Here is a 23,978-nt window from a genome sequence, read left to right on the forward strand (position 1 = left end):
GATTAATGGCGGCCATTAGACACACACATATGCTCGAGCGCGCGTTGTTTTCTGCAGCGCGTCGAACCTCAATGAAATCTTAATGACTCGACCGACGGCGCGAAAGCGATCGGATATGCTCGACTAACGTTTCAACTGAAAGGGGTTTTTCTAAAACAACGTTGGCTAAGCCTTCGGCTTGAATGCCCCTTGCGGCTGAGCAAAGAATCATCGGCAGGCCATGGGTTCGTTCGTCGGACCGCAACGCACGGCATACTGCTAGTCCGTCCATGCCGGGCATCATGTAGTCGCAGACAATGACGTCGGCTCCTCCTTGCAGGGCTTTCGCTAACCCATCACTGCCGTTTTGAGCAGTGGTGACTACCATCCCTTCAAACGAAAGCACGAGTTCCCGGATTTGCACGATGTCTGGATCGTCGTCAATAAGTAATACCGTGACCGGCCGGGTACGTGAGGATGTGAGTTGTGACATAGCAAGGCCGACTTCGTGGTTGGACTCGATAGGGGTTCGAGCAAGCCCTGTACCAAATGGCCCAGAAATGTGACGATCTGCTTCGACAGCTAGTGGCGTTATACGGCTGATTACGAAGAAGCATTGCAAGTCGTCGTGCCGTGAGCAAGTAGTGCGATCCAGGCGCCGCCTTGGGAGTTTTTCATTGCATGCCGTACATTAAAAAATCGCGTCGCTCGAGACACGGTTGATCGGCCTCGTGTTCTGTGGGTTCTGCGCGATCCTACCGTTATCGTGACTTTCAGTGAGCCGAATAGATTGTAACGATCGAATTATCTAGCCTGATAATCGGATATTATCGGGATAATGTTTCAGGGGTAGAATTGGGCTTTTCCTGTTTACCTGAGGTGGTAGCGCCCCGTGGCACAAGGCAACAGCGGCTTTTCTGACCAAGAGATCGCCCGCGCGGTCCTTCAGCTCGATAACAGCGTGACGCTCTGGCGTCGTGCCGCAAGTGCGTCGCTTTCGGATTTGGCCGCCACACCGCCTCTACCCATTCGGCCAAGCGGGATCGAGCTTGCGGTGCTGACCGCACTGGCGCAAAGCTACGGTAACGCGATTGTGGAAGACCAACGGTTTTTGCCGGTGCTGGATTTTATTGCGGAATGCGGTGGCATCACGCTTGTACAACGGGCGCTGTGGGGCGAACAGTTTGAAGACCTATGGCTTGCGGGGCAATTGTGCAAGGCGCGCCTGGCATTCGAGATACTCTGCGGGACGTGGCCCGACGTGTTCATGCGGCAAGCCCATACGACCTTGACGCGACTTGGCCTGCCGGCGCTCGTGCCGCCGATGTTTCGCGATTTACCGCGCGCGCCTAGCGCGAGCGAGGGCAAGGGCGACGATGAGGCAGAGCGCGATGCTTGATGCTTCGAAGCCGCGCGCCCCGGAAAAGCTCACTTTTGAGCGGGGCTATACCGCCAAGGACTTCACCGCGCTGCGTGCGTACGTCCAGCGTATCGCGCCGGCTGTCATCGCCCGGACTTACTACGATCCCGACGACGATCCGCATGCTGTGACCCCTGGCGCGATGGAGCGGCATCTCAACACCATGCACGATACGCTGGTGACGCTCGCGCTTGCACACGGTTCGACCGCGCTGGCCGAGCATCTGCGCGCGTCCGTTCGTCAACACGGGCACGCCAAGCTCACGGCGGTGACCTTCCGGATGGTCACGGAGGCAGCGCAACTGGCGGCGCTGCCTCCACATGCGGATCACGCCATTGGGGCGTGGTTGCGGCCGCGCATCGCCCGACGTTTGAAAGGCGAGGGCATTACCACGCTGGGCGAACTGGTCGCCTTTTGCAATCGACGCGGCGGCAGCTGGTGGCGGTCGATCCCGCGCATCGGTCCGGGTCGCGCTCGCGCGATCGTCAGTTGGCTGCGGCGTCAGCAGGCGGCGCTGCAACTGACCATCGAGACCGATGTCGATTCGGCCGAGCAGCTTGGCGTTCCGTTGGTGGCGGCTGAACTCATTGAGGTGGCGCCGGCGCGCTCTTTGGACCGAGAGAAGAAACAGACCGCGAGCCGCCTCACACTCGCGCCGCTCGAACGGTTGGCCGTGCCGCACGCGCTCTGCGGCGCCGATGGCGAAAACCGCTCGACCGCCTTCTGCTATATCCAGGCGAGTCACGATTTAGATGCGGTGCGCGCCTATCTGAATCGCTATCGCGATCAGCCCAAAACGTTGCGCGCCTACACCAAAGAACTCGAGCGCTTTTTACTGTGGGCGGTGGTGCTGCGCGGTAAGGCGTTGAGCGATCTGCGCGTGGACGACTGCGAAGCCTACAAGGACTTCCTAAAAAGCCCCGATCCGCGGTTCGTGGGAGAGCGTTTTGCGCGCCACTCGCCGCGCTGGCGATCCTTCGCCTCGGTCGCAAACGGGTCGGCCGTTCTGCCGCCCGAATCCCAGCGCTACGCGATTCGGTTGCTGCGCAGTGCTTTCGCGTGGCTGGTGGATGTGCGCTACCTCGGCGGCAATCCATGGACGGCAGTGAATGATCCGCCGGTGGTGCGTCGCCTGAATGGCATGAAGATCGATCGGGCGTTACCGATTGAACTGTGGCGACGCTTGCGCGACGAGCTCGATGTGCGATGCGATGACCCGCTCGCAGCACAGCCGCGCGAATTCGGGGCAATTGGCCAATGGCGTGCCGTGCGCGCGGCAATCCTATTGATGGGCGATTCGGGTTTGCGGCGCGAAGAGGTCGCCTCGGCGCGTCGCGAATGCCTCAGACCTTCAGCGTATGGGACGCTTATGCGGCCCGTGTGGGAACTCACGATCGTTGGCGGAGGACAGCGCGAACGCACCGTTCCCGTCAGCGCCGCGACGTTTGCTGCCCTGCGCGCGCATTGGCAAGATCGCGGCAGGATGTTCGACGGCACTCAAACCAACGGGGCACCGGCGACAATTCCGTACGGGCCGCTACTGGCACCCGTTGTGATTCCATGGACGGATGCGTCACGCCGACGTCATCGACATGCGGGAACCAGTAATCCCCATCCCCCAACGAACAAATCATCGCCCGCTAATGAGGCAGGCTACACGGCGGACGGGCTTAACAGGCTAATCGGTCGAATGATGAAGTGCCTGGTCGAAACGATGGATACGTTGAGTCTTGATGAGCGTGTCCAACTAGGCCGCGTGAATGCACACGCGTTCCGGCATACCTTCGGAACGCAGTCGGTGGCGGATGAGTTACCTGTCGATGTTGTCGGCCACGCGTCGCTCCAGACCACGACAATCTATGTCCAAGCCGAACGACAGCGCGTGGTTGAGGAAGTCGCTCGCTACTACGCGGGTGTCGATGCGCGAAAGGATGTGCCATGAGTATCCGGGCGTCCTTTACGTTCTAAGTAGACCTTGAATCGTCGCGGCGCGTTGACGTCAACATAGGAATGCATGATGAATGACCAAGAAATCAACCTCCGTGCGGGACTCGCCGCGTTCTCGGATGCGGACCGTGTGGTACCCGTTAACCTCGAACGGTTCGATCCTTTGAACTCTCATAACGACCTGATAAAAATGCTCGTGGAAACGGGCATTTCGTTCTCCCGTCCGAGCAACATGGAAGTTGCAGCCGAAGACGGCCATCAAAGCATCAAAGTAAGGATCAACGATGGCAACGTAGTTGGTGCGGCTGTACGCGCGGCTTGCGAACTTGCCGCGAGCTGGATCGACGACGATGACGTAAAGGCTTGGAAGATCGCGACGGGCCGGTTTTCACGCTGATTCTTTCTGTCAGCCAACTTCCAACGCTGGAAAAAGCACGCAATGACGGTTGAACCATTCGCGCAAAACTAAAGGGATTCGAGGTTGGCGTCCGGTTGCCTCCGAATGTTTGCCGCGAGATGGGACCGCTAGCTCGGCGTTGGGTCGGATATCGGCCATCTACAGTCGTTCGCCTGAAATTCAACGCGGACGTTGGAACGTCCGCTTCGCCCAAAAACGGATCTTTCTGCCAGGCACGCCGAAAAAATGGCTGAGACGCTAACTGTTACTGAGGCTTAACGACGGGAAGACTTTGCCGTATCGCATCAGTCAGAGTGGGCACGCTATTGTTTCGTAGCACCCTGACAAGCCAGCTTTCAAAGTCAGCCAACCTTGTCCGTTTTAAATGGGTGGCAGCCAACGACATCAATGCCTTGTTATCGTAATTTGCGAGCAATGTAGGGAGGTCACGATCGCGCAACGCTTCGCTTATCCGATTCGTCGCGCGTTGGGCAATGTCTTGGATGTCGAGCGCCGCGGTCTGGCCGATGAATTCCGCGGTAATTTGCGCAACATTGCCCGCCGCACTCAAGTCGACTTTTTTCAACAAGCGGTCGATGCGGCGGCGGCAGTATCTGGTGACGACGCGGTCGACCGCCGCCGCTGTATTCAAGCTTTGAAAGACAGCTTCCTTCAAGCTATCTAAACGCTCAACCAGTTCTTCGCCCGTATAGCCGTCGCTCTCCGCTATGGCTTGGCTAACCAGCGGTAGCAAGATAATATTTTCAATTTCCGATACGGGCAGCGCTGCGACGCCAAGATTGCGCAGATACTCAAGATCATCAGCTTGGTAGTCGTCCGCATCGACGATGCCTGAACAATGAACGCGCGTGAGATGCTGGTTACGTCGCATGGTGACGACCGAGTGGATTACTTCCTCGCACGATCCTCTGGGCAATACGGTCCAGTCGGGATAACAGGTTCGGTAGATCGCGACATCAAGACTACCTGTGTCTCCCTCGACAAAAAGGATCGGTCGCCGACTGCCTAAGATAAGTGTCGCAGTCTGCTCACTAAACCCCGTGTCATCGGGCACGACGTCTAGGTTCCAGCGCGGCGCTGGATCGTAGTCGCGAATCACGTATTTTTGAGCAATGCGCGCCGCGGCAAATTCGAGATCGTGCGTAATAAACACGAACGCACAGTCTTGACGTGCCCCTTCAAGTTCATCCCAAAGCTTCGATAAGACCGATCGATGTACATGCAACTCGGGCTCGTCGATTACGAGAAGAGAATGGGGAGCAGCCACCAGTGTTTGGCAAATTAGATAGAAAATGGCACGTTCGCCGTCGCTCACCTCGGACGCGCTGTAGCGAACATCCGTATTCGGCTGCGAGACTTGTATATCGTCGCCGCTTATGTGAAGCACGCGATGCGGCAATAACCGTTGCCACATGTCGGCAAGGCGCTCGAACAAGTTGAATTAGGTGGCTGGTTAGTCCCGGCGCGCACGTTTTTGTGAGTTGCTAAGGATGTATTCGCTTGTTCTGCAAACATCGCTTGCACAACAAAGTCAAAATCGTTGAGCAAGCTCACAGCTTGCTTGCTTTGCCAACGATTACCGGCCCGGTTATGAACGCTCGTTGACTCGTGGTTGAGTCCCGTCCTCAAGCCCCGAATCGCGTCGCGCTCACTTATTTTGGGAACTGAAGGGTTCAAAGTAAGGGCGCGGTGTGCCGAGATGCGATGGGCATCGAGATTGAATGTGTTTTCAATATGCACGGAGAGCCTAGTTTTGCCCCCTCCGTTAGCACCGACAAAGACGACCGACGAACCCGGCTCGACGCTAATCGTCATTTCCCCGTTGGGCGTCGGAATTTGAAAGCTGAACGGCATGCGCGCTCCGTATCTATTCGGACAGTCGACCCCGGATATTAATGCATGCCGGTGCGTCTGTACGATCCAACGGGCCGGGTTTGGTCGTTTTACTGAACCGAACATGAGAAAGGTACAGCAACTACTCGGCGCGAGGTACGCCGACCCGTACACGAGCCAGACCGGTCATAAGTATCCGCCGTACTACGCACCACGAGCTGCCGTTCGCCAGATTCATCAGGTTGCCAATTGAGTGGCTGCTTGACCCCAAAAAGCGCATTTCGATGTCGTCGCGACCTGACCGGCCGGAATGGGTCGAGGTTGTGTGAAAACGTGTTGATTGCCTATAGTTAGTCAACACGTCTTTCGATGGTGGCCCATGAAGCGATTTATTGAAAGCGCGGCGCGAGATCAAGTCGCACTGCTACCCGAGTGTCTCGACGACTACGTCGATGCTGATAACGCAGTACGAGTGGTAGACGTCTTTGTTGATGAGCTCGATCTAGTAGGCCTTGGGTTTGAGCGAGCCGCACCCTCTTTGGTGGGCAGGCCAGCCTATCATCCATCGACCTTGCTCAAGCTTTACATCTACGGGTACTTGAATCGAATTCAATCAAGTCGCCGCCTCGAGCGGGAAGCACGAAGGAATCTAGAATTGATCTGGCTGACGGGCCGACTGGTGCCTGACTTCAAGACCATCGCTGACTTTCGTAAGGACAACGGCGTTGCGATCCGCAAAGTGTGCCGCGAGTTCGTGTTGCTTTGCCGTCGGTTAAAGCTATTCGCAGACGCTACCGTTGCTATCGACGGCAGCAAATTTAAGGCGGTCAACAACCGTGACAAGAATTTCACTGACCGCAAACTTCAGGCTCGCATGGAGCAACTCGAACAAAGCGTTGCTCGCTATATGGATCAACTGGACCGGGCCGATCGAGAGCCGGCGAGCCTGCCGGATGAACGGATCCCTCATTTGAAAGAGAAGATCCAAAGTCTCAAAGCGCAAGTGCAGAAGCTCGGCGAAATTGAGGCGCTAATGCGCGCAGCGCCCGATGGCCAAATCTCGCTAACGGATCCGGACGCTCGCTCAATGGCAACCAGTGGGCGCGGGACGGGAATGGTCGGCTACAACGTACAGACCGCTGTAGACCTCAAGAGTCACATGATCGTTGCACATGATGTCGTCAACGTTGGACATGACCGAACGCAGTTGGCGAGAATGGCAGAAATGGCGCGGGACGCTATCAGGAAAAAGAAGTTGACGGTGCTTGCCGATCGCGGCTACTACAAGAGCGATGAAATTCTTCGCTGCGAGAAGCAAGGAATCAGGACACTCGTCCCCAAACCGCTGACATCGAACAGCAAGGCAGACGGTCGGTTCGACAAACGGGATTTTGTTTACATTGGGGCTGACGACGAGTACCGCTGCCCGGCAGGCGAAAGAGCTATTTGGCGCTTCAAGACGGTCGAGGCGGGATTGATGATTCACAAATACTGGCCGTCAGCATGTCCAAGTTGCAAGCTCAAGCCGCAATGCACTCCGAGTCCATATCGAAGGATAGCGAGATGGGAACATGAGGAGGTACTTGAGGACATGCAGCGTCGCCTCGATAAGAGTCCACAGGCTGCAAGACTACGACGACAGACGGTCGAGCACCTGTTCGGAACACTCAAGTTCTGGATGGGCTCGGCGCACTTCTTGACGAAAACGCTTCCTCGGGTGCGAACCGAGATGAGCCTTCATATCTTGGCGTACAACGTGAAGCGAGCAATCAGTATCTTGGATACGTCGTCGCTGATCGAAGCGATAAGAACATAAGAACAAGCGGCGGGTCGCCTTGATCGGAAGCGAGGCGAATGTTCTTTTGTGACCGCACTTATTCGATCGTCCGTCGATTGACCGGGTACATCCGTGTGCTTGCCAAGGTGCTTCTCTTGTTTTCGCACAACCTCGGTCGCGAAGCGACTGTCATGGTCGACTAGTCGACCTAGTCATCACTCAACTCTAGTGCGCTCACAAGAGCTCCTAGGGCCTCGACATTGGCCTGAAGCATATAGACCGTAATGTTCATAGCTGTTACATCCCGAATCCAAGCCGGAGACACGACTTGTAAGTCAGCGGTTTCCACACGGTGAGCAGCTATTGCAGTAAGAGCGGTTATTCTCAACGTCTGTCGGAGATTCAGTGGGGAGCTCGCTTCTCGGCTTAAAAAAGGTTTGTTGAGCAAGATGCGACGACCTGTTAAGGTCAATCGTTGCCTTGTCTCGGAGTGAAGATGCAACTCAAGTCGATCAACCCGTTGCGAGAAGACGCAATCCGCCTGCGTGCCTATTATCTTTGGGAGGCAGACGGTCGGCAGCACGGACATGATGATCTCTATTGGGACGAAGCGATTGCTCAGTTGCAGAACGAGAGTCGTGTCGCTTCGTCCCCCACTTTACCGGACGTTCTCGGTGATGCGGCCGATACGAAGCGGGTCTTGCAAGCGAAGAAAGGTGCGAGCACATCGAAGGGAAGGGCGGCCGCGCAGCCCGATCACGACTTGCAAGGTGGCCGTGCACATGCGGACGCGGAGCCAGTCCGGACGACGGAAACTCCCGCATCAGCCACTGGCGCGAAAGTAAAGAAAGGCACAAAACACGAAGAGCCGCCAGCCAAGCCCGCAAAAGAAGTGGTCACGAAGGCGTCGAAGATCGCAAATGAGTCGGACGCAAAACCTAAGCGATCTTCCAAACCCAAGAAAGCTTCATCGGATGCAAGATCATAGCGGTGGCCTGTTCGGAAGCCCTGCATCAGTCAGCAGAAGTTGCGGCTGACGGACGTGAGTCCCCCAAGCAAGTGGGACAAGTCCACCAGTCGATGGGCAACCAGGTGTCGAACTTCTCCCTCGCACTGCCAGGTCCCGTACACGGCGAGCAAGGACGCTCCGAGCGCTTCCCTTCGTTGCTTTTCCTGCAATGACGGCCAGATGATCACATTGACGTTCCCCGTTTCGTCCTCGAGGGTGACGAACATTACGCCCTTAGCCGTCCCCGGTCTTTGCCGGACAGTTACGAGGCCGCAGCCACGCGCCAGACGCCCGTTTCGATAGGCTCGCAAGGTCGAAGCCGGCATCAGCCGTTGCTCAAGCAGCATAGGTCGAAGTAGCGAAAGGGGGTGGCGACCGAGCGTCAAGCCGGAGGCGTTGTAGTCGCTCACGATATCTTCAGCTTCAGATGGCGCACCCAACGCTGGCGTCTCGTCATCAATCCGGCCGTCGGCGAGGATGTCACGATCGGGTACGGCTGCAACCGATTGCCACAGTGCCTCGCGCCGATTGCCCGCTAACGACTGAAGCGCGTTCGCGGCGGCCAGTACCTGAAGATCATGACGATCCAGCTGGGCTCGTCGCGCCAGGTCGCTCACGCTCCCGAAAGGGCTCACCGCTCGCGCGTTCTCGATGCGCTCCGCCGCCCCATCACGCATGCCCTTAAGCAACGATAGCCCCAGGCGCACAACAGGCTTCCGGCGACCTGGGCGTGGCTCCAGCACCGAATCCCAGCCGCTGATCGTGACATCGATGGGCACTATATCGACGCCGTGGCGCCGTGCGTCCTGTACGAGTTGCGATGGCGAATAAAAGCCCATCGGTTGCGAGTTGAGCATAGCGGCGAGGAAGGCCGCCGGCTCATGGCATTTGAGCCAACTGCTCGCATACACGAGCAACGCAAAACTCGCCGCGTGACTCTCCGGAAAGCCGTACTCACCGAACCCTTTGATCTGCTCGAAGATGCGCTCGGCGAAGGCGAGGTCGTAGCCTCGTTCCTTCATGCCGTTGACGATGCGATCGTAGTATTGCTCCAGACCGCCTTTGCGCTTCCACGCAGCCATCGCACGACGTAGCTGGTCGGCTTCGCCCGGTGTGAAGCCGGCAGCCAGGATCGCGACTTGCATGACCTGCTCCTGGAAGATCGGCACACCCAACGTTCGACCCAGTGCCGTCTCCAGTGCTTCACTCGGATAGGTCACCGGCTCGAGCTTCTGACGCCGCCGCAGATATGGGTGCACGGCGCCGCCCTGAATTGGACCAGGGCGCACGATCGCCACTTCGATCACCAGATCGTAGAACGTACGCGGTTGCATGCGCGGCAGCATGCTCATCTGCGCGCGAGATTCGATTTGAAACACGCCGACTGTGTCGGCCTGCGAGATCATCTCGTATGTGGCCGGATCCTCGGGCGGGATGTCCTGCATTTCGAACCGCTCACCACGCTGCTCGGAGACAATGTCGAGCGTGCGACGGATCGCCGACAACATGCCAAGCGCCAGCACATCGATCTTGAGCAGCCCGAGTGCCTCGAGATAGTCCTTATCCCATTGAATTGCGCTGCGATCGGCCATCGCGGCGTTCTCGACAGGCACAAGGCGCGTGAGTTTGCCGCGGCTGATGACAAAACCTCCCGAGTGCTGAGAAAGGTGCCGTGGAAAGTTCAGGATCTGTGCCGCGAGCGTCGCCCACATCCGGATCAGCGGATTTTCTGGATCAAGGCCGGATTCCTCGAAGCGACGCAAAAGATCCTGCGAATGATCGAACCACTGGTGGCTCTTAGCGACCTTGTCGACGATTTGCGGGTCAACGCCCAGCGCCTTGCCGGTCTCGCGCAGTGCGCCACGCGGTCGGTAGGTTGAAACGGCCGCCGCGATTGCCGCCCGATCTCGCCCATACTTCCGATAGATGTATTGGATGACTTCTTCCCGTCGCTGATGCTCGAAGTCGACATCGATATCCGGTGGCTCGCCGCGTTCCTTACTAATGAATCGCTCGAAGAGCATGTTGCCGCGAGACGGATCGACTTCCGTCACGCCAAGGCAATAGCATACGGCGCTGTTGGCCGCCGAGCCACGCCCCTGACACAGGATGTGCTGAATACGCGCAAATCGCACGATGTCGTAGACCGTGAGAAAGTACGCCTCGTAGCGCATCTCGCGAACGAGCTGCAGTTCATGTTCGATTTGTTGCTGAACCTCATGCGGAATGCCGGCCGGAAAGCGCTTGTGCGCGCCAATGTAGGTTTCCTGTCGCAGATACGCCTCATGCGTGAATCCTTCCGGCACCAGTTCATCCGGATACTCGTAGCGCAACTCATCCAGCGAGAATGTGCAACGCTCAAGGATGTTGAGCGTTTGGGCGAGCGCGTGAGCCGGATACAGATTCGACAGACGTAGCCGTGAACGCAGGTGCTGCTCCGCGTTCGGTGCGAGATCGTAGCCGCATTCGGCCACGGGCTTGCCGATACGGATTGCGGTCATCGTGTCTTGCAAGGGCTTGCGCGAGCGCACATGCATCACGACATTACCTAACGCGACAACTGGGACGCGATGTCGGTCGGCGACGTACTCGACGCTGCCACGATGGATGTCATCCATCGCACGCTGGTGCAAGATCAACCCGACCCACGCGCGGGCCGGAAAGGTATTGTTGAGCCACTCGACTTGTGCCGAGAGCGCTTCTTCCTTCGCCGGAAAATCCGGCACGAGGATAGCCAGGCAGTCTGGCATGCCACGCAAATGAGCGTGTTCTTTTTCAGGTTTGGAGAGATCGTGCGGCGTGAGCAGATAATTTCCCTTTGCCGCCCGCATGCGGCCGAGCGTGATCAGCTCGGACAGGTTGCCGTAGCCGTTGCGATTCTGCGCGAGGAGAATGAGGCCGAACGCGGGGCTTTTGTCGGCATGCACGAGCCGAAAATACGAGCCGATGACGAGAGGCAGCTTGTCTTCCTTTGCCTGCACATGCGCGCGCACCACGCCGGCGAGCGAACACTCGTCGGTAATCGCAAGGCCTGCGTATCCCAGTTGCGACGCGCGCAACACCAACTCTTCGCCGTGCGATGCGCCGTGCAGAAACGAAAAGTTCGTGAACGCGAATAGCTCCGCGTAGTCGGGTAGGGTCGACGAAAACAGATTCACGGCGTCAACACCGGCTATCCGAACAGTCCGTGAAGAAACCAGCGGACTTCCTCAGTCTTCATGCTCGGTCGCTCGCGGTAGATCCAGTAACAGCTCTTGTCGGTGGCTTCCGCGACGTAGTAGTCGCGCGTCACGAGTTCGCCGTCGTGCCAGCCCGCTTCAATGCGCTCGCCAGCGGAAACGAGTTTGAGCGGCGAGCCGTAGAACGGTCGGTGGTTTTTGATCATGAGCCGCACCGGCTCGTTGAGTAGCCAGGTGGGGCGCGGAAGTTCGGCCGGGGGCGGACACACTTGGACGGTGTGCTGGACCGGTATCCACTGATTGGCGTGTTCAGGCCGGTGGTCTGAGGTGGGCGCAGGCCGCAAGACATTCTCAGGCCCCAAGCGCGCCACCAGCAATTCGAGCAGCCGGTTGTGATCTTCCGTCGAACCGCCCGGGTGGGGAAACAGCGAATCGCTCGGCGGCTCGGCCGGCTGGACTCGGGATGCCGTCAGCCGCACGGCGATGACGGCCGCTTCGAGCTCGATCCGTCCAAGTCGCTCTCTAAGCAGGCGGACCAGGTGTTCCTCGTGCCAGGTGGGTTCGGCAAGCGCAATGTCGATCTGCGTGGGCTCAATGGCCTGGCGACCGCGCTCGTGTTCCAGCGTGATCGTGGCCTGCGTGAGCGCGAGTTGCTGTGCGCTCAGCCAGCCGCACAGTTGGACGATCAGACGTCGCGCGGAAAAGAGAACGGCCTCGGCATGCTCGACCCGATCGGGCAGTTCGGTGCGCGCGCTGAAAGCGGGTGGCAACTCAAGCCACTCGTAGAGTTCAGGCGACAGGCCATAGGCGCGGTCAAGCGACTCCAATAAGTCCACGCCACACCTCTTTTTAAGCCCTGCACGCGGCAGGCGTCGAATATCGTCGAGCACTCGGCAACCGAGACCATTGAACCAGTCGCTGAACGACCGAATCTCCGGCACCACCACGAAAGGCAGCACGCCAAGGTGGCGTTCGAGCGAACTCATCTTGAGTACGCGTCTGCGCCCGCGCTTGGCGAGCAGCCACGCGCCCTGGCCGGTCGGCGCCACGCTCATGCGGGCGGTGACGCCGATCGTCCTGACCGTCTCGTTGATCTGCCGGCACACCTGTCGAATGCCGCCGAAAAGCCGAAGACTGGCGGTGACATCGACAATGAGGGTTTCTTCCTCGCGCATGGCGACCTGCGGCGAGAAGCGAAGCAAGGCAAAGGCGACTTCACGCTGTACATCGTGTTCACGCGTCGGGTCGCGGTCAACCATCAGCGCATCGGCCGCGAGTGTCGTGACACCTCCTCGTTTCATCCCCACTCTCACCCCCGCGTCTTGTGCTGCCTGGTCCAGCACAATGACCTTGTCGCGTTCCAGCACCACACATCCGGGTTCAGTCGGAGGCGACCACCTCGGACGGAATACCTCCAGCGAGAGCCGGGGTAGGAAGATGGCGACGAATACGGCCATGGGGGCTGAGCAGGATCGGAGACGGTTGAAGGTGGATGGAGAGTGACTCGGTTCGGGTGGGTCCTCGTCGCTTGATGATGTCGACAAAGATGCCGCCGTCGGCGGGCCGCACCCCCAGTCGTAACGTCGCGGGTGACGAATCCTGGGCGGCGGCGAGCGGTCGAACCAGAATCAGGAGCGTTTCGGTTGCTTGTGCCGCCAGATGCAATCGCCGCAACGCCTCAGATCGAATGTGCTGCTGCCAGAAGAGCAGGGCGCCACAACTTCGTGCGTTCAGTACGCGCTCGGCGCACCAGAGCGCATCCGCAGTCTTTGGCGCGCGCAGCATCGTGAGCTTGTTCAGCGGCACACCCAAGTAGGCAAAGGCGAGGCTGTTCGGCACATGCGGGGCTTGCAGCAGCGCGACCGGTCGTTGGCTCGCGGCAATCAGCGCGGGATTAAGCAAGCGCATTTCACCGATTCCCGGCTGCTGGATGAGCAACTCGACTAAGGAGCCAATGGGCCAGCCCCCGCCGGGTAATTCCGCCGACAGGGCCGCGTAGCCGGTGTCGATCGTCTTGCCGTAGGCCCGCGCGAGTTGCGACCCACGCCAGATCGCAGGATGGATCGCTTCAATGTGCTTGGGCAGAGCGGTCATGGCAAAGGAAGTTCAAAAACACTGTATGAATGTACAGTGGTATCTTAGCGCAGAAAATGAAGCAGTGAATTGCGCCTTTTAGCTGGAACCGAAAAAAGCTGATCAATAAGCTTAGCCCAGACACTCCATCTCGGAGATCGCCGAAGCGTGACCAGGCTACGTCGCGCATTCGACGCCGTGACCATGGACGAAGCGTTTCGCGCGTAAAAAGCGGCCAGCCGACGTTTTTGCGCAGGAGAGAGGGTGTGTGGTTCGAACGAAACCTCTTGATGATTTCAATCGCTGGGAAGTCGACGGCAGCGTGCGCGATCGCCATTACTGCCGAGGGGCGACGGCTCATGCATTGGCACGGGATCGCGCTGCAGCCTACTACGGTAGCCCGCCGTTGAAAGCCCGCAGCGCGTCCGCATCTACAACCGAAGTCGGCCGATCGGTACCATGGTGAAATACGGAGGAAAAGCAGGATCAACATGATGAAACCTGATATCGACGAACTGACTGGCGCACGTGCAGATTTGCTCTGCTTTCTGGTGGCGACCGTAGCCGCGTCTTACGCTTTGACGCGTGAATGGCGCGTCGATCACGTGGTGGAGAGCTGCCGCATCTGGCTTAAGCGCAATCTCGTCACGATGGACTGGCTCGCGCGCATCCGCATAGGCCAACTGGCCCTTCAGATCGCGCGGCGCGATCTGAAGGGGGCGGGCATTGCCGTGCGCCAGTCGGACGTGCAGACACTGTTCACAGATGACATGGGCCTGAATCACGCAAGCACGGTGGTGCAGAAGATGATGCGGCTGTGCCGTGACGCCACCGGCACGGCGAGCTAGCGACCCCTTTTCACGATCGGACTTAAGGTCAATACCCAGGGAGACAACAGTGTGCTACTCGGCCCAAATTCAGGCGGACTACCGGAAATACGTCAAGATGTTCGACGCGCAGATGGACATTCGTGAATTTGCGCGCTTGTTCTGGGAGCGCGCCGAAGGCAGCAAGGCCAAGATTCCGAAGGCGATGGAGGACGCATTTCGCGAATCACAAAGCGACGACGAACGCCAGATCAAAGAATTCATCGATCGGTTCAATGTCGAGCAGACCTCAAAGATCGAGCAGGAGCTTTTCAGGCAGCGCACGCGTCTTGCAGATGCTGAACGCATGCTGCAAACGAAAATCACTAAAGCCGCTACCAAAAGCAAGCGGATCGCGACTGACAAGATCGAAGCCTCGTTGCGACGCCTGGAGGACCTGAACCGAACCGAGTTTAGGCCGCGCGACGCACGGATTTTCCCGGGCACGTTCGCACCGGTCCTAGTGATCGAGAACGGCGAGTACGTCATCAAGCCGATGCGCTACCAGTGCCGAATCGCAGGCAAACCGGCCAACTACGACGTGAAGTACCCCGGCACTTACAATGCACGGCGCGACAATCTCGAAGGATTCTGGAAGCCGTGCTTCGGTCACACGCATGGACTCATGCTGGTTGATGTTTTCTACGAGAACGTCAGCAAGGCAAAGATGGAAGGGACGCTGCTGGAGACTCATCAACGGGACGAAAATGTGGTCCTCGAGTTTCGCCCGAACAACGGGCAGCTGATGTATGTCGCTTGCCTGTGGTCGAAATGGAGCGCACCGGGGGAGCCGGACCTGCTCTCCTTCGCGGCCATCACAGACGAACCGCCGCCGGAAGTGCAGGCCGCTGGCCACGACCGCTGTATCGTCCCAATCAAGCCCGACAACGTCGAGGCATGGTTGAATCCAGACGCCTCCAATTTGGCCGCGCTCTATGCGATCCTCGACGATCGCGACCGGCCCTATTACGAACACCGGCTCGCTGCTTAGGCGGGCGTGCGCTGCGCAGCTCCAAGCCGACGCCGCTAATACGCAGCGATTTATTCGACAAGACGCTGATCGTCCCGGTCCTGACTAGCATGTAGCGATAGACATCCTGGGAGGACGCGTGGACAAACTAGAGAAACACCGAAGAACGCGATCGAAGCGCTTGCTGGCTTTGCAGTTTGCAGTCGCGAGCATCGCTCACACTGAAGGCGTGATTTGCGAATTGCACGCGGGCGATGCTTGCACAGCGGACCTGAAGTGCTCCAGGTCGCCGCTCTAGATGGCTCGCAAGCTCCCTCGCTTCGAGCCTGTCGGCATCAGAGAAGGCCGAACGTTCTGGCGCAAGTATCGCGGCAACGCGGACGTCGAGCGCATGTTGCTCGAGATCGCGCAGGCGCGGGAAGCCATGCAGCAGATCGGCGGTTACTTCGACTGTCTGCACAAGGTGTGGGTTGAAGAAAATTTGGGGCAACTGGTCGCCCTTGAAAAGATTCGCTTGCTGCTGAACGAGCAGGCCCTGCGACAGCGTGTACTTGCGGGACTCAAACCACCGCCTCGTAAAGGTGAACCCGATGACCGCAATGGACCCGATGAACCCGAAACTGAAGTGATCGGCTAGCCTCAAACAAGCTAGAAACATTGACAGGGAATGCAATCTGACGAACTTCAAGGTCGATGACGTACGTCGCGCGGTGCGCGCGCCGTACGAACGCGGGGCACAGCGGTTGCTTTACTCGGTCATCATCCACGTCAACCAGGAGGACATGATGGCGGGCGATACAGCTTATAAACCTGGACAGATCGTGAAGGTGTCGGGTATCTACTCGGTCGTTCACGATGATGGAAAGGACACGTTCGAGGTCACCTGTGTAAAAGGTGAACACTTTCCGCCGACGCGAAGCGGCAAGGGCGCACATTTCGAATTGAAGTATGGCGCGACCCACGCTCATCAGCATGAGGCACTCAAGGGTACGGGATCGGGTACAGAATCGGTTTCGCAATCGCGGACTTAAGCCTTCACGACTACTTCATGTCGACGGCCCGGCGCATTGCAGCGTATGCCTTGCCGCGTGCGCCAGTAGCCGTCCCACGGGTCGTGGTCCAGAGAGTGTTGCCTCTTGACGGCCTCCAGCATGGTCCACTGATCGCCGCTCGATACTTCCTTCAGTTCATCCCATGCGATGGGCCTCGACACGGCCAGACCCGGACGGGCGCGGACTGAGAACGCTGCCACGGTGCTCGAACTGCGTCCTTTGCGACGAGCCGGATCTGGCCGGAGGGCGTCCACTCCAGAAACGAGACTTCGGCAACGATGTCGGGCGCCAACCAGTGAAAGTCGCGATCGCGCTCTGGCACCAGTGTAGTGTAGAACGCCGATTTCTTCTGCCGAAGTGATTCGCACGCTTGGCGAAGGCAGCCGCGTGTGACGGCGTGAAGGGAGGCGCTACATTGCCTGCATGGCACAGCGATCCGTCTCTTCGTACACGCCGAGAAGCAACGAACGTACACCTGATTTCGCGCCCCTGACGCGTGAAAACCCGCCAATCACAAATCCCTGGCGAGACTTGCACTTGAGTTCGATCCAGTCCGGTGATCGGCCAGAGCGGTAGGGCGCATCGCCGCGCTTGCCGATGATGCCCTCGAGTTGCCTTGCCCGCGGACGCAACGAGCGATGCAGGGTCGTCGGCGAAGTCATTGGATAAGCGGATGAGCGGGCTCTCGACTGCGTCCAAAGTTGTTCGTGCCGACGGCCCCTTGCAAAGCTGCGATACGGGTTTATACTAACCTCGTCTCCTCCATGTCTCCTGATATGGATTCAACCCGCTCCCAACCGAGCGGGTTTTTCTTTTTTCAGCGCCGCTTTGTTTGGTGCGCTCATTCGCGAGTTCGAACCGTCGCCTGGCAAGCTGCCTTGTTGCTTGGCACGCTGCAAAGTCCAACGTCACCGTTGCAAGCCTTCGATCAGAGTTCCGTCGAGGGTCTGACGTAACCGCGTCGTCGTTCGATGGCTGGACAAACCCATCGGGACACTGACCCCTTCATTAGTTTTCCCGCGATGAGAAAGCGTCGACCAAACGTGTTCCGCAGCGGCGCGGGCTCTCGTCCGGTGCGGAAAGGTTGGCTTCATGCAAAGCGGCGCGCGTCAAGATATGCGCGCAGCACCTCGACGGCGAACATCTCGATCAGCACCCGACGCGCGATTCGGGCCCCATGCTTATCGGCGAAGATGGTCGGGCGTGCGCTTCCCACGTCTAGGTCATCTACGCCGGTCTAGCCTGCATTGAAACATGGGGACCGAGCGAAACATCGCAGTTATTGTCAGCGCTTTCCTATTCTTGGCGATCCGTGCACTTGCGTCGAGAATGCATGAGGCTGTGAAGATCTTGCACCGCTTTCGAATGCTTGGTGATGGCGCATCATTTGGCGTCTTGGAGGTTCAGTGCGAGGTAAACTTGCCAGCCGTGATTGACGTCGCCAGTTCTTCGGCAAGGGCCGCTCGCACCGACGCATGCTTTTCTCGCACGGCTTCGGCGTCCTTCATAAGTTCGGGAAGATCATGGATCAGAGATGCGATCTCTGCGTCCCGTGCTGCAGCCAACTCAGCCAGATTCTCGGGCCGCAATGCGCGCTCGAGGACTCCAGCATCAATGCCGAAATGTTTGCTAATGGCGTCGCAAGCATGCACAAGCGCGAACGACACTTGCTTTCCTCGTCTAGTCGTTCCCTCGTAGGGCAGAAATAGCCGGCGTACAAAACGTCGCCGATTATCTCCGTTGCCACCCATTCGGTGAGGTCTTCTTCGAACGCTCGCGTGTCGCTGCTGGCTGATGCAAACATGCGCAGCGCATCCGCCTTCGATACCTCTCGCGAATATATCTCGACGCGGCCCCCGCCGGCCACGGCGTCGACCCATATCAGGGCGCTAGCGACGTTCGACACGTTTATCCCCTCTCGTTGGGATCAAAAAGTTCCTTCTGGGCGAGCGCATGACCTATCGCCTCGTTCTGTTCCGCCGTCAAGTTTCTCGCTTCGACGCGCGCTCGTTGATGATAGATCATCGTTCCGTACACATCCGCCAGTACTCTCGCTCTGGGGCAGACAGCGAAGTCATCTGTCGCCGCCTGCCGCGATCGCCAGCAGTTGATGGCGTTCTCAATATCAGTAAGCGTGTACTCGCTCATCCCTGCTAGCTGCCGTTGCTCGATCAAACGCGGATGATACTCTTCGTCGCCGCTCGCGGGCCGCGATCGTCGATGAGGATAGTCACATTGGCCCTGAGCGTTGGGCGGCAGGGTGCTAGTGCTTTACTTCGCCTTCCAACTCCTCAGCCAACGCAACTGCGCGTTTCCGTGCTTCTCGCTCATTGCTTCGGCGCTGGCTCACATTTCCGGGATGGTCGTTAAGGAACGAAGCCAGTTCTGCGTCCCTCGCGGAGCTGAGCACGGCCACGTTCGTGGGTTCGAGCGCGCGCTCCAACGTTTCGGCGTCGACTCCGAAGTGCCCGCTATAGCAGCGACCACGTGCGAAATCGGGAAGCTAACAGAAACCGGAAGATTGGATTGACGAAACATGCGCGAGAATAAACGGCGCTAAACGCCGCTACCGGTCTACTACCCACACCGAAGTTGCTTATCCACAATAAAGTGAATAACGTTGTAGAGATGCCTAGACCGAGCAACTTGTAGAGACGGCCGAATATTGAGAATGGACAATTCGCTCATTTTCTGAGCAAAAGAATTTCCTCTGGCACTCATGGGCCGAGTGCCAGCGCGGCCCTTGGGAAAACGAGGACGACGACCACATTTCCAAATTCACGGACATCGGTTATGCCAATACGAAGGCCGCCGCGAACGAGCGGGCGATCGCAGGGGTGAAGCCGTGGCTGGACAGAACTACTGAGGCGAACATGAAAATCGAGCTAGAGCTGACCAAAAAGGTCTACGACGGATTGGTGATGGTGGCGTCTACTGCAAGCGAGCGGAATGTGGGGCGCCACGGGAGTATAACTCATGGCGCGATCGACGTGAGTCGAATGCTCGAGATGCTGGCCGAGGACGTGTCGATGATGCACACGCGGCCTGCGTCCTTGGAGGCGTCGAACATGTTTTCGGTATTTGCCTCGCACGGCTACCGGTTCGAATGAAAAGGGCAGGGGCTGTTCCGTTAAGCGAGGTTGCGGAGCGCACAGATCGCATGCAAGTTGCTTGCACGCGATACGAGCGGCGAGGCCGCTATCAAATGGCAAGGCTCATCGCGCGGCCGGGTCCGGATTCGCCATGACCGATTTGGGCCGCGAGCTGGCCGATTGTCCGCGTCGCAATCTCGCCAGTCACGGCAAACGATGCGACGGTTCGGGCAGCGTATTGGCGACGAGCACGGTCGGACTGGCGGCGCGGGCGGCAAAGGGAAGATCGAGCAAACCGGCGCTCGCGAGCGCGCTGCTTTTGAGAGGCTGCCGCTTCGGCGTCGCGACGCTAGTCCATATCGCTGCAGCACTCGTCGCGATCGCGGCGTCTCGGATCGGGGTAGCCATTGCACTGCTGTGCGTCGCCTTCTTTTTGCTGCCACCCCAAGCCGCGGTATAACCCCAGAGAGGAGCTGAGCGAGGCCGAGAAAACTAGTACCAACTCGCTACGGTGAAGGCTGCGCGAGACGGAACACGGCGGTGTCCGCATCGGGCGTATCGACGGCTCCCGCGGTCCTTTTCGAATTGGTAAAAGAAGAGGAGCATTCGAAGCTAGAAAATAGCTACTCCTTTCTATCCTTGCCGCGCCCTCGCCGCAAGCTGCCCCGGAATTATTCGGTAGCGATAGTTCTTTCGGGCCACGGAATGGAATTCGCGCCACTGCTCCGCCATGGCGCTTGCGAGGTCGCTGTAGCCATGCGTGTCCTCTGGAGATCCGGGCACCTTGATCTCGACAATTAGCAGGGTCAGTGCGATCGCGAAAACCGCGTCGCTGAATCCCCCGAAGCGGTCAAGTCCGCGCTCGGCCCCATGCGTTTCCGCGTCGGCAGGTCGTTTGCGTAGCATCGTCTGAGTCCCTTCGCATACGCCGGGGCCGCTCTGCTCGGAGCACAGCACGCACAATCTATGTCGTATTCGCAGGCTTACTTGCTGACCGAGAAAAGTTGCGTAAGTGCGACCGACTAAGAATGAGCGCTTCTGGCCGAAGCCGATCAAAAGGCTTCTAAGCCTGTGCTTCCGGCATCTCATTAGGATCAAGAGTTTGACGAAGGCGAGTGGCGGTGCGGTGGCTGGATAGGCCCATGAGGTTGCTCACCTGTTCGTTGGTCCTGCCTGCTGCGACGTGCCGGCGACCGTAAGTGTTCCGGAGCAAGCGCGGGCTCTCGTCGGCCGCAGTCAAGCCGGCCCGCTTAAGAGCGACACGCACGCATTTGAGCATCGTGTCCGGCTGCATTGGTTTTCCTGCCGCGGTGGCGATGAACAACCATTGCGTCACGCACTGGATGCTTCGACGCGCTTCATAGTAGGCGCGCAGAACGTTTGCGGCAAAAGGATCGATGGGCACCCGTCGCGCGATGCGAGGTCCGTGCTTGTCGACGAAGACAGTAGGGCGATCGTAGGCGACATCAAGATCATCGGACCTCAGTTGCCTCAACTCGGCCGCCGTCAAACCCGAGGCGAGAAAGAGCGCAACGATTGCCATGTTCCGCAGTTCTCTGAACGCAGCGCCTTGCGTGTCGACGCAGACGGCCTGTAGGCGCAAATCGTCTTCTAGCGAGAGATAGATCGGCGTCGGTTCGTCATCTGGCCAGCTCTCATTGATGAGCATCAGCGCGGCCGGATTGTCCGCACGCAATTCGATGTTGACGAGGTGCCGCGTGAACCGGTCGATCAGCTTGAGATAGCGCAGGCGGGTGGTCGTGCCGGGCGCGCAATCCTGTACAAGGACGGTGAAGAAGCCGTCGAGGTGGTCTGCCCCGTAGCTGGCCACAGTCGCACGGTGAGCAATCAGAAAATCGTTGAACCGCGAAAACATTGACCGGTGCTGGACGATCGACTGGTCGGCGAACGCGCGGCGATCGGCGCCGGTAGCTTCCTCCCGTTGCCACTGCGCATAAGCGTCTTCCGGTGCGATAAGCCAAAGATCGTCAGACATAGATGTCGATATACTGAAGTTCGCTAAACCCCAACCCTACCGCGAAGCTAACGCTTCGCCAACCCCCAGCTTCCAAGGACCGGGGGCACTCCTGGCGACTTCTCTATCGATTGCATCAGGCAGCCGTCGGTCCACCGACGACAACCCGTGCAGAGCACGCGAGCATTAGATTGACGCTCAGGCCGAAGTCTTCGATGAGGGAGCCGCCCGCGCAGTGAGCGCCATCGCTTTCGGTAGCCGCCGCCTCAACGCGCTGAGCCAGCGTCGATTCGTTGGATCGATATCCCCAAACGGGCTTCCCTAGCGCCACCGCAAGGCCGACTTCGAGGCAGTGCTGCTGTCCGGCTCGCCCGCGCCCCGAAAATGATCGAGGTTCGCCATGACAATATCGGCCGAACCGCTCAACTGGACGTTCGCCATATAAAATATGGCGGGCTGCATTCTGCGCCGGGAGCGAGAAGGGAACCTCGCCGTCGAGCGGATAGAGCACAACGAAGCCGCGATCGCGGCAGAGCTGCTTCAGGTGCTCGCCATGCGCCTTTGTGTCACGTCGAAGGACGGCAAAACAGGCAAGGGAGATAAGCGGCTGAGTCGCGGCACGCTCGATGGGATGATGCCGTTATCCTTGCGGCAACACAAACGGAACTCAGACGATGCAAGACCTGCTAACGGAACAAGCGGTCCGTGCACGCGCTTACCACTTGGGGGAAGCAGAGGGACGTCAGCAAGGCCGCGACGAGTATTATTGGTACTAGCCATCGATCTTCTTGACGAAGAGGCTCAGCTATCCAAAAACATTTCCGCTTCGGTGTCAGCGTCGGCTGAAGCCAATCAGCAACGCTCACCAACTATTGCAGACAGTGGCTCTCTCACTGACGTGGCATCAGGAGACCTCTCTCACTGACGTGGCATCAGGAGACATACGAAATGTTCAAACGCTCAGCCTGGAGAAAACGATGGGCGACGTTAAACCAGTGAAAACATCTAGAACGAAGTCCACCAGGTAAGGGCGGCCCGCATTTAAATTCGACGGCCGGATGGTCAGTTGAGCTGGGCTGGCCGTTAGGCGTAATAGACCTAGAGGCTACGCTGTGGCATCGGTCCCAACAGGTGGCGCCTGGCGTCGATCAACGTGCCGCTTCCGTGAGACATATTCATGCAATTAAGGCAAGTGCGTCAATGAAAAATAACGGTTGCTAGGAAGTGCGCGGTGCAGAGACGCAACAGGTGGCATGCCGGTTGCGCTATCCAGCGCGTAACCCCGTGAAACCAATAGCAGGAGCATGAGTTATGACCGCATTGAATTTGGAACAAGTCGCGGAGAAAATGGCAGATATCGACTTCGCGATGCTTTCCACGCGCGCGCTGAACGGCAACATCGCCGTCCGACCGATGAGCAACAATCGAGATGTCCGCTTCGACGGCGATAGCTACTACTTCACGTCCGAGGAAACGCACATGGTGCAGGAAATCAGGGCGGACGCGAAGGTTGCGCTGGCGTTCACGGGTACGCCGGGTAAGGACGGGAAGCCACCGCTGTTTGTGGCCGTGGAAGGCAGCGCCGAATTGATCCGCGAGAAGCTCGCGATGAAGGAGCACTGGAACGCCGACATAGCGAAGTGGTTTTCGGAAGGCTTTGCCACGCCGGGTATTGTGCTCATCAAGGTGAGCGCGGAGCGCGTTCACTATTGGCTGGGCGAGGAGAACGGCGAGATCTTGCTGTAACTTGCGGCATCACTGCTTTCATCGGGATTGGGGCGTAGGATTTGCATAAGAAGTTTAAAGCTCTAACGCGTCAACACACATTTTATAACGCAAACTTCTTTTCGGCTATTGTGACCAAGTTGTTCAGGAGCGCCGTAATGACCGCAATAGGCAGCTTGCGGCTTCTTGCATCTCACTGTCTTTGTCCGACCGTTAACGCAGAGTTAGATTGGGATTCGGCGATATTATGAGGATTCCTAATCATGTTGCCGCTAAGTTCAAATGTCGGGGTCTCCGCTAAGTAGAGATGTCGGGTTTCGAAGCGAAGTTTCTGTTCGGGTTGTGGGGTTGGGGCGGCGTAGCCGCCCCCCGTTCCCTCATCGTTTTTGCACTGACTTCGAGAATCGCTTCGTTCATGTCGGCGATGCTTAGTGCGCGTTGCTTCTTCAGTCCTTCATGCGCCTTTTTGGCCCGAACCTGTTCACCGCGATGCGTGCGTGAAGGTGCATCACATGCACGACGATCGTCTCGTTTGGCTTGCAGCGGTCGTGCGGCCTCGAGTGCATGCGCTAAGCGCTTGTTCTCGACTTCAGCGCCCTGATCAATCCGCGCAATACGGTCGTACTTGCCGCAGCAAAGCACCTCGCCGCCCGCCTGCACCTC

Annotated in this window: 26 protein-coding genes and 1 pseudogene; 12 read left to right on the forward strand and 15 right to left on the reverse strand. The window is 58.3% G+C overall.

Annotation, left to right across the window (positions count from 1 at the left end; genetic code table 11):
• Nucleotides 1-79: 79 nt before the first annotated feature.
• Nucleotides 80-472 carry a response regulator gene (locus tag NCT03_RS30650; RefSeq protein WP_250495186.1) on the reverse strand — a complete coding sequence of 131 codons (393 nt, stop codon included), beginning with the start codon at nucleotides 470-472 and terminating at the stop codon, nucleotides 80-82.
• Between the two features lie 399 nt (nucleotides 473-871).
• Here NCT03_RS30650 and NCT03_RS30655 point away from each other — a divergent pair, with 399 nt between their 5' ends.
• From NCT03_RS30655 to NCT03_RS30665, 3 genes are all read left to right on the forward strand, one after another.
• Complete coding sequence (locus NCT03_RS30655; RefSeq protein ID WP_250495187.1) at nucleotides 872-1,378, forward strand: hypothetical protein; 507 nt, start codon at nucleotides 872-874, stop codon at nucleotides 1,376-1,378.
• Nucleotides 1,371-3,341: a site-specific integrase gene (locus NCT03_RS30660; RefSeq protein WP_250495188.1), complete on the forward strand. Its 1,971-nt coding sequence runs from the start codon at nucleotides 1,371-1,373 to the stop codon at nucleotides 3,339-3,341. Before NCT03_RS30655 ends, NCT03_RS30660 begins: the two co-directional genes overlap by 8 nt.
• Before the next feature lie 72 nt (nucleotides 3,342-3,413).
• Nucleotides 3,414-3,743: a hypothetical protein gene (locus NCT03_RS30665; RefSeq protein WP_250495189.1), complete on the forward strand. Its 330-nt coding sequence runs from the start codon at nucleotides 3,414-3,416 to the stop codon at nucleotides 3,741-3,743.
• Between the two features lie 265 nt (nucleotides 3,744-4,008).
• Here NCT03_RS30665 and NCT03_RS30670 read toward each other — a convergent pair whose 3' ends face one another.
• Together NCT03_RS30670 and NCT03_RS30675 are read right to left on the reverse strand one after the other, a co-directional pair.
• The gene (locus NCT03_RS30670) at nucleotides 4,009-5,178 is read right to left on the reverse strand and encodes an AAA family ATPase (RefSeq protein ID WP_250495190.1); all 1,170 of its coding nucleotides are present in this window, start codon (nucleotides 5,176-5,178) and stop codon (nucleotides 4,009-4,011) included.
• Nucleotides 5,139-5,618, reverse strand: a complete 480-nt coding sequence (locus tag NCT03_RS30675) for a hypothetical protein (protein WP_250495191.1) — start codon at nucleotides 5,616-5,618, stop codon at nucleotides 5,139-5,141. The genes NCT03_RS30670 and NCT03_RS30675 overlap by 40 nt, the downstream gene beginning before the upstream one ends.
• 358 nt (nucleotides 5,619-5,976) lie before the next feature.
• Between NCT03_RS30675 and NCT03_RS30680 the strand changes: the two genes are divergently transcribed.
• A complete protein-coding gene (locus tag NCT03_RS30680; RefSeq protein WP_250495192.1) occupies nucleotides 5,977-7,413 on the forward strand; it encodes an IS1182 family transposase in 1,437 nt (478 codons plus the stop codon).
• A 457-nt stretch (nucleotides 7,414-7,870) separates the two neighbouring features.
• Entirely contained in the window at nucleotides 7,871-8,362 is a 492-nt protein-coding gene (locus NCT03_RS30685) for a DUF2934 domain-containing protein (protein ID WP_250495193.1), read from the forward strand.
• Nucleotides 8,363-8,391: 29 nt separating this feature from the next.
• Here NCT03_RS30685 and NCT03_RS30690 read toward each other — a convergent pair whose 3' ends face one another.
• The 3 genes from NCT03_RS30690 to imuA are packed head-to-tail and all read right to left on the reverse strand — an operon-like array spanning nucleotide 8,392 to nucleotide 13,656.
• Nucleotides 8,392-11,541: an error-prone DNA polymerase gene (locus tag NCT03_RS30690; protein WP_250495194.1), complete on the reverse strand. Its 3,150-nt coding sequence runs from the start codon at nucleotides 11,539-11,541 to the stop codon at nucleotides 8,392-8,394.
• Nucleotides 11,542-11,555: 14 nt separating this feature from the next.
• The gene (locus NCT03_RS30695; protein ID WP_250495195.1) at nucleotides 11,556-13,019 is read right to left on the reverse strand and encodes a Y-family DNA polymerase; all 1,464 of its coding nucleotides are present in this window, start codon (nucleotides 13,017-13,019) and stop codon (nucleotides 11,556-11,558) included.
• Nucleotides 12,943-13,656, reverse strand: coding sequence for a translesion DNA synthesis-associated protein ImuA (imuA, locus tag NCT03_RS30700; protein WP_250495196.1), 714 nt, complete (start codon nucleotides 13,654-13,656; stop codon nucleotides 12,943-12,945). The genes NCT03_RS30695 and imuA overlap by 77 nt, the downstream gene beginning before the upstream one ends.
• Before the next feature lie 470 nt (nucleotides 13,657-14,126).
• Here imuA and NCT03_RS30705 point away from each other — a divergent pair, with 470 nt between their 5' ends.
• The 4 genes from NCT03_RS30705 (at nucleotide 14,127) to NCT03_RS30720 (ending at nucleotide 16,502) form a co-directional block, all read left to right on the forward strand.
• The gene (locus NCT03_RS30705; RefSeq protein ID WP_250495197.1) at nucleotides 14,127-14,483 is read left to right on the forward strand and encodes a hypothetical protein; all 357 of its coding nucleotides are present in this window, start codon (nucleotides 14,127-14,129) and stop codon (nucleotides 14,481-14,483) included.
• Nucleotides 14,484-14,532: 49 nt separating this feature from the next.
• Complete coding sequence (locus NCT03_RS30710) at nucleotides 14,533-15,492, forward strand: SOS response-associated peptidase family protein (protein WP_250495198.1); 960 nt, start codon at nucleotides 14,533-14,535, stop codon at nucleotides 15,490-15,492.
• A gap of 277 nt (nucleotides 15,493-15,769) precedes the next feature.
• A complete protein-coding gene (locus tag NCT03_RS30715) occupies nucleotides 15,770-16,108 on the forward strand; it encodes a hypothetical protein (protein ID WP_250495199.1) in 339 nt (112 codons plus the stop codon).
• A 148-nt stretch (nucleotides 16,109-16,256) separates the two neighbouring features.
• Entirely contained in the window at nucleotides 16,257-16,502 is a 246-nt protein-coding gene (locus tag NCT03_RS30720) for a YjzC family protein (RefSeq protein ID WP_250495207.1), read from the forward strand.
• Here NCT03_RS30720 and ligD read toward each other — a convergent pair.
• The 4 genes from ligD to NCT03_RS30740 form a co-directional block, all read right to left on the reverse strand.
• On the reverse strand, nucleotides 16,499-16,723 hold the full coding sequence (ligD, locus tag NCT03_RS30725) for a non-homologous end-joining DNA ligase LigD (protein ID WP_250495209.1): 225 nt from the start codon (nucleotides 16,721-16,723) through the stop codon (nucleotides 16,499-16,501). The two genes, NCT03_RS30720 and ligD, sit on opposite strands and share 4 nt — an antisense overlap.
• Complete coding sequence (locus tag NCT03_RS30730; RefSeq protein ID WP_350030194.1) at nucleotides 16,654-16,998, reverse strand: ATP dependent DNA ligase; 345 nt, start codon at nucleotides 16,996-16,998, stop codon at nucleotides 16,654-16,656. Before NCT03_RS30730 ends, ligD begins: the two co-directional genes overlap by 70 nt.
• A gap of 928 nt (nucleotides 16,999-17,926) precedes the next feature.
• Nucleotides 17,927-18,190 (reverse strand): hypothetical protein, encoded by a 264-nt coding sequence (locus NCT03_RS30735; RefSeq protein ID WP_250495200.1) that lies wholly within the window; start codon nucleotides 18,188-18,190, stop codon nucleotides 17,927-17,929.
• A 241-nt stretch (nucleotides 18,191-18,431) separates the two neighbouring features.
• On the reverse strand, nucleotides 18,432-18,671 hold the full coding sequence (locus NCT03_RS30740; RefSeq protein ID WP_250495201.1) for a DUF3717 domain-containing protein: 240 nt from the start codon (nucleotides 18,669-18,671) through the stop codon (nucleotides 18,432-18,434).
• Nucleotides 18,672-19,396: 725 nt separating this feature from the next.
• Here NCT03_RS30740 and NCT03_RS30745 point away from each other — a divergent pair.
• Complete coding sequence (locus tag NCT03_RS30745) at nucleotides 19,397-19,633, forward strand: hypothetical protein (RefSeq protein WP_250495202.1); 237 nt, start codon at nucleotides 19,397-19,399, stop codon at nucleotides 19,631-19,633.
• 186 nt (nucleotides 19,634-19,819) lie between these two features.
• Here the strand turns inward: NCT03_RS30745 and NCT03_RS30750 are convergent, their stop codons facing one another.
• The 4 genes from NCT03_RS30750 to NCT03_RS34245 all read right to left on the reverse strand — a co-directional run bounded on the left by NCT03_RS30750 (nucleotide 19,820) and on the right by NCT03_RS34245 (nucleotide 22,101).
• Nucleotides 19,820-20,023 (reverse strand): hypothetical protein, encoded by a 204-nt coding sequence (locus NCT03_RS30750; RefSeq protein ID WP_250495203.1) that lies wholly within the window; start codon nucleotides 20,021-20,023, stop codon nucleotides 19,820-19,822.
• Nucleotides 20,024-20,248: 225 nt separating this feature from the next.
• Nucleotides 20,249-20,521 (reverse strand): TMEM175 family protein, encoded by a 273-nt coding sequence (locus tag NCT03_RS30755; RefSeq protein ID WP_250495204.1) that lies wholly within the window; start codon nucleotides 20,519-20,521, stop codon nucleotides 20,249-20,251.
• 157 nt (nucleotides 20,522-20,678) lie between these two features.
• A complete protein-coding gene (locus NCT03_RS30760; RefSeq protein WP_250495205.1) occupies nucleotides 20,679-21,611 on the reverse strand; it encodes a tyrosine-type recombinase/integrase in 933 nt (310 codons plus the stop codon).
• A gap of 115 nt (nucleotides 21,612-21,726) precedes the next feature.
• On the reverse strand, nucleotides 21,727-22,101 hold the full coding sequence (locus tag NCT03_RS34245) for a nucleoside 2-deoxyribosyltransferase (protein WP_350030192.1): 375 nt from the start codon (nucleotides 22,099-22,101) through the stop codon (nucleotides 21,727-21,729).
• 163 nt (nucleotides 22,102-22,264) lie between these two features.
• On the opposite strand from NCT03_RS34245, the gene NCT03_RS34250 reads away from it, so the two are divergent.
• On the forward strand, nucleotides 22,265-22,366 hold the full coding sequence (locus NCT03_RS34250) for a DUF2934 domain-containing protein (RefSeq protein WP_350030193.1): 102 nt from the start codon (nucleotides 22,265-22,267) through the stop codon (nucleotides 22,364-22,366).
• A 535-nt stretch (nucleotides 22,367-22,901) separates the two neighbouring features.
• Nucleotides 22,902-23,336 (forward strand): pyridoxamine 5'-phosphate oxidase family protein, encoded by a 435-nt coding sequence (locus tag NCT03_RS30765; protein WP_250495206.1) that lies wholly within the window; start codon nucleotides 22,902-22,904, stop codon nucleotides 23,334-23,336.
• A gap of 276 nt (nucleotides 23,337-23,612) precedes the next feature.
• Here NCT03_RS30765 and NCT03_RS30770 read toward each other — a convergent pair.
• Nucleotides 23,613-23,978: pseudogene (locus tag NCT03_RS30770) on the reverse strand (ISNCY family transposase); the annotation flags it as partial.

Source organism: Caballeronia sp. GAWG1-1 (assembly GCF_023631465.1).
GTDB lineage: Bacteria > Pseudomonadota > Gammaproteobacteria > Burkholderiales > Burkholderiaceae > Caballeronia.

Bases quoted from the DNA above. Each gene is read 5' to 3' on its own strand.
- NCT03_RS30650 (WP_250495186.1), bottom strand. From the start codon at position 472: ATGTCACAACTCACATCCTCACGTACCCGGCCGGTCACGGTATTACTT.
- NCT03_RS30660 (WP_250495188.1), top strand. From the start codon at position 1,371: ATGCTTGATGCTTCGAAGCCGCGCGCCCCGGAAAAGCTCACTTTTGAG.
- NCT03_RS30665 (WP_250495189.1), top strand. From the start codon at position 3,414: ATGATGAATGACCAAGAAATCAACCTCCGTGCGGGACTCGCCGCGTTC.
- NCT03_RS30670 (WP_250495190.1), bottom strand. From the start codon at position 5,178: ATGTGGCAACGGTTATTGCCGCATCGCGTGCTTCACATAAGCGGCGAC.
- NCT03_RS30675 (WP_250495191.1), bottom strand. From the start codon at position 5,618: ATGCCGTTCAGCTTTCAAATTCCGACGCCCAACGGGGAAATGACGATT.
- NCT03_RS30680 (WP_250495192.1), top strand. From the start codon at position 5,977: ATGAAGCGATTTATTGAAAGCGCGGCGCGAGATCAAGTCGCACTGCTA.
- NCT03_RS30685 (WP_250495193.1), top strand. From the start codon at position 7,871: ATGCAACTCAAGTCGATCAACCCGTTGCGAGAAGACGCAATCCGCCTG.
- NCT03_RS30695 (WP_250495195.1), bottom strand. From the start codon at position 13,019: ATGGCCGTATTCGTCGCCATCTTCCTACCCCGGCTCTCGCTGGAGGTA.
- imuA (WP_250495196.1), bottom strand. From the start codon at position 13,656: ATGACCGCTCTGCCCAAGCACATTGAAGCGATCCATCCTGCGATCTGG.
- NCT03_RS30705 (WP_250495197.1), top strand. From the start codon at position 14,127: ATGATGAAACCTGATATCGACGAACTGACTGGCGCACGTGCAGATTTG.
- NCT03_RS30715 (WP_250495199.1), top strand. From the start codon at position 15,770: ATGGCTCGCAAGCTCCCTCGCTTCGAGCCTGTCGGCATCAGAGAAGGC.
- NCT03_RS30720 (WP_250495207.1), top strand. From the start codon at position 16,257: ATGGCGGGCGATACAGCTTATAAACCTGGACAGATCGTGAAGGTGTCG.
- NCT03_RS30740 (WP_250495201.1), bottom strand. From the start codon at position 18,671: ATGAGCGAGTACACGCTTACTGATATTGAGAACGCCATCAACTGCTGG.
- NCT03_RS30745 (WP_250495202.1), top strand. From the start codon at position 19,397: ATGAAAATCGAGCTAGAGCTGACCAAAAAGGTCTACGACGGATTGGTG.
- NCT03_RS30750 (WP_250495203.1), bottom strand. From the start codon at position 20,023: ATGGCTACCCCGATCCGAGACGCCGCGATCGCGACGAGTGCTGCAGCG.
- NCT03_RS30755 (WP_250495204.1), bottom strand. From the start codon at position 20,521: ATGCTACGCAAACGACCTGCCGACGCGGAAACGCATGGGGCCGAGCGC.
- NCT03_RS30760 (WP_250495205.1), bottom strand. From the start codon at position 21,611: ATGTCTGACGATCTTTGGCTTATCGCACCGGAAGACGCTTATGCGCAG.
- NCT03_RS34250 (WP_350030193.1), top strand. From the start codon at position 22,265: ATGCAAGACCTGCTAACGGAACAAGCGGTCCGTGCACGCGCTTACCAC.
- NCT03_RS30765 (WP_250495206.1), top strand. From the start codon at position 22,902: ATGACCGCATTGAATTTGGAACAAGTCGCGGAGAAAATGGCAGATATC.